Below are 3,553 nucleotides of genomic sequence, written 5' to 3'. Positions count from 1 at the left end.
GTTATGAGTTTGCCGACTGGGGTAAAAGCGAACTGGGTCGTGCTTTGTGGCAGACCATGAATTCAGGATTAGCCCTTAATCACCTCTACACCCATGGGGTGTTAGTCAATCTTACTTACATCGCATAAGGACAAAGGCCATGCTTCGATACAGCAACAACATTTTTTTGAATAGAATACTGGCTTTCTTGTGCTCAGTGTTCATGATGACAACCGTTTTTGCAGGGACTCCATTGTGGACCTTTGAGCCACTGACGGCTACCACGATGGCAGTGCCTGCCAATGGTACAGCTTTGGTGCAATACCGAGTCACCAATCAATCCAGCAAGCCACACACCTTAACCATGCAGCCCATTCGTGGCATTACGCAAATCACCACGGGACTCAATATTTGCGGAAATCCTTTTGTTCTCAGAGGCAAGAATTCCTGCATTCTGTCTTTACAGATAAACGGCAGTCAGTTAAACAGTCCGGTTATGGATGGTCCCGTAGTTTGCCAACAAGGTTCAACTAACCAGTGCTATCGCCCCAGTAGCGCCAATATTCTGCGCATTACGCAGGCGCCACCGATAACGGATGCGGTGATTACCGTCACAGGGTCTCCTTTAGCACTAACGGTTAATGGCCCAACGGGGCAGCTCACGATTACCAACACGACCCTTGAGGTGGTGGCCACCAACATCACATCAAATTTCACAGGGACGGCACTGGATGGCAATGTCACCGAAACAGGCAATACCTGCGCCAATGTGCCACCAGGAGGCAGTTGCACACTGACTTACACACCAGGAAATATGGTGGTGCCGCAAACGAATTTCACCATCCAAGGCACCAATACCAATGCGCTGACGGCAGCCATTGCCATTCAATCAGGCAGTACGCTGACCGCCATCAACCCAACCTCAGGAACGGCATCAGGGGGAACCGGTTTTACCTTAACGGGTACCGGGTTAATGGGGGCAACAAGCGTTACTTTTGCAGGAAGAGCGGCCACCAGTGTTACTGTCGTCAACTCTACAACGGTGACTGGCGTCACGCCTGCTCATACCGCAGGAGCTGTCGATGTCGTCATTAATACGCCGGCAGGTGGCGCCACACTAGCTAATGGCTATACTTACGTGGCCAACGCAGTAGGACAACCGGCTTTTGGCGGAACGATTGCTTGCTTGAACACAGGCAATAATCTGATTGCCGCCACTGCGGATAACAGCACAGCTATTGCATGGGGAGGATTCGGCACAGAGATTGGGGCTGGGGCGCAAAGTGATACCGATGGAGCCAGTAATACCACAGCCATTGTTACTGCATTAGGCAGTAATGGCGGCACACCTTATGCAGCACAATTGTGTAATGACTTTGAGGTGGACTCCCAAGGGAACACTCCCTGTCAGGCAGGAAACACCTGCTATGACGATTGGTTTTTGCCAGCCGGAAATAATTTGACATCCGCAGGTCAACTCAACTGCTTATTTACCAATAGGGCGGCCATTGGCGGTTTTGCCAATGACTTCTACTGGAGTTCTACCGAGTTTTCCGGCGACCCTACGAGCGTCGCCTGGGGCCAGGACTTCGTCGATGGCTTCCTGCTCGGCGACGGTAAGTTCGGCAATCTTCGGGTTAGGTGCGTTCGGGCTTTTAACCCTTAAACCCTTTATCCCTTTTCTTTTGAGGCAGCTAGGCTGCCTCATGATTTATTTAAAGACGAATGATTTGGATTGTTATTAATGGCTTTCTATACGGAGTTACCGGTTTATAAGGACAGTTATCAGTTGGTTTTGAGAGTGTTTGAGGTAACCCGCGATTTTCCAAGGGAATATAAATACACCCTGGGCCAGGATATGAAGCGTGATGCCCTTCATTTGCTTCGTTGTATTTACCGGGCCAACAAGCATCAAAACAGAGTAGAGCATTTGGAGTTATTTTTAGATGAGCTGGAGTTATTGAAACTGGAAATTCGCCTGTGTGTCGAGATGAAGCTGATATCACTTAAAAGGCAAGCTCTGTTAAGTGAACTCTTGGTACGCATAGGCAAACAGGTGACCAGCTGGCGTAATGCCAGTCGATAAGCCGGAATCATGAATGTTATGGCATTCATGAGCGAGCATGCTTTTGTTTAAAAGCGATAAAGGGACTGCCTCAGCAGTTGATTCGCGTTTGCACAAGGCCCCTTGTGCGGACCAAAACGCCTTTATTCATTGTTTAGGGCGGTTTTGCCAATGACAACTACTGGAGTTCTACCGAGTTTTCCGGCAACCCTACGAACAACGCCTGGAACCAGAACTTCAACAATGGCAACCAGAACGACGACAATAAGAACAACAATCTTCGGGTTAGGTGCGTTCGGGGTTTTAAACAAAGCAAAGTCACAATCGGTGTGGACCTGTTAAATGCCCACACCGATTGTGACTTTGCTTTGTTTAAAACCCCGAACACACCGAACAGGTTGTTCGTTGTTCTTATTGTCGTTGTTGTCGTTACCCGACGGGAAGTTCACGTTCCACGCGTTGTTGTTGTCGTTCTGCGACGAACTCCAGTAGAACGCGGACGAAAACCCGCCAAACGCAATACAAAGGCGTTTTGGTCTACATAAGGCATCTTATGCAGACACGAATCAACTGCTGCTATACAACAGTCCCTTTGTCGCTTTTAAACAAAAGCATGCTCGCTCATGAACACCGTAGCCTTCATGATTCTGGCTTTCGGCTGGCATTACGCCAGCCAGTCACCTGTTTGCCTATGCGTGTCAAGAGTTCACTTAACTGGGCTTGCCTTTTAAGTGATATCAGCTTCATCTCAACACACAAGCGAACTTCCAATTTCAATAACTCCATCTCATCTAAAAACACCTCCAAATGCTCTATCCTGTTTTGATGCTTGTTGGCCCGGTAAATACAACGAAGCAAATGAAGGGCATCGCGCTTCATATCCTGGCCCAGGGTGTATTTATATTCCCTTGGAAAATCACGGGTTACCTCAAACACTCTCAGAACCAACTGATAACTGTCCTTATAAACCGGTAACTCCGTATAGAAAGCCATTAATAAAAATCCAAATCATTCGTCTTTAAAGAAATCATGAGGCAGCTACGCTGCCTCAAAAGAAAAGGGATAAAGGGGTTAAGGGGTAAAAGCCCGGACACACCGAACAGGTTGTCCGACGAACTTATTGCCGAAGCTGTCGAGACCCGACGGGAAGAACACGCCCCACGCGCCGAGGTCGTCGTGCTGCGACGAACTCCAGTAGAACGCGGACGAAAACCCGCCAAAGTTACAGGGAATTGCAAGATTGGAACACAATGCGCCATGGACTGCAGACAGCTCATTTCTTGCCGGAAGATACCAGTCAACACTGAGGTTTCGGCAACGTTGGGCGGCGCAGTTATTGGGATCACTTGAACAAGCTGTATCAGCGACAATAGCATTGGTATTGCCAACCCCATCATCCAGGCTTGTTGCGCCAGCTATATTTGAAAAATCACCTGTCCATTGGCTGTTAAAACCTTGCGCCACATCAATGACGACTTTGCCACTGCCCTCGCTTTCTTGAAACACCAA

At 48.6% G+C, this 3,553-nt stretch carries 5 protein-coding genes and 1 pseudogene; 4 read left to right on the top strand and 2 right to left on the bottom strand.

The genetic code is table 11. The annotated features are described in order from the left end of the window. From ELY15_RS16480 to ELY15_RS14600, 4 genes and pseudogenes are all read left to right on the top strand, one after another. Positions 1-128, top strand: a pseudogene (locus ELY15_RS16480) (porin family protein); the annotation flags it as partial. 74 nt (positions 129-202) lie between these two features. After that, complete coding sequence (locus ELY15_RS14610) at positions 203-1,645, top strand: IPT/TIG domain-containing protein (protein WP_233586821.1); 1,443 nt, start codon at positions 203-205, stop codon at positions 1,643-1,645. Positions 1,646-1,723: 78 nt separating this feature from the next. Continuing rightward, positions 1,724-2,065 (top strand): four helix bundle protein, encoded by a 342-nt coding sequence (locus ELY15_RS14605; protein ID WP_127101306.1) that lies wholly within the window; start codon positions 1,724-1,726, stop codon positions 2,063-2,065. A gap of 150 nt (positions 2,066-2,215) precedes the next feature. Continuing rightward, positions 2,216-2,386, top strand: a complete 171-nt coding sequence (locus ELY15_RS14600) for a hypothetical protein (RefSeq protein ID WP_158617512.1) — start codon at positions 2,216-2,218, stop codon at positions 2,384-2,386. Positions 2,387-2,683: 297 nt separating this feature from the next. On the opposite strand, the gene ELY15_RS14590 is transcribed toward ELY15_RS14600, so the two are convergent. Next, positions 2,684-3,037 (bottom strand): four helix bundle protein, encoded by a 354-nt coding sequence (locus ELY15_RS14590; protein ID WP_127101304.1) that lies wholly within the window; start codon positions 3,035-3,037, stop codon positions 2,684-2,686. Between the two features lie 78 nt (positions 3,038-3,115). After that, a partial coding sequence (locus ELY15_RS14585; protein ID WP_148111252.1) for a DUF1566 domain-containing protein occupies positions 3,116-3,553 on the bottom strand: 438 nt, incomplete at its 5' end.

It is taken from the genome of Legionella sp. km772 (assembly GCF_003989735.1).
Lineage (GTDB): Bacteria > Pseudomonadota > Gammaproteobacteria > Legionellales > Legionellaceae > Legionella.
The sequence above is the reverse complement of the archived record's forward strand: the minus strand, read 5'-3'. Positions and strand labels throughout refer to the sequence as shown.

Coding starts and splice junctions, on each gene's coding strand:
- ELY15_RS14600 (WP_158617512.1), top strand. CDS start 2,216: ATGACAACTACTGGAGTTCTACCGAGTTTTCCGGCAACCCTACGAACA.
- ELY15_RS14605 (WP_127101306.1), top strand. CDS start 1,724: ATGGCTTTCTATACGGAGTTACCGGTTTATAAGGACAGTTATCAGTTG.
- ELY15_RS14610 (WP_233586821.1), top strand. CDS start 203: ATGATGACAACCGTTTTTGCAGGGACTCCATTGTGGACCTTTGAGCCA.
- ELY15_RS14590 (WP_127101304.1), bottom strand. CDS start 3,037: ATGGCTTTCTATACGGAGTTACCGGTTTATAAGGACAGTTATCAGTTG.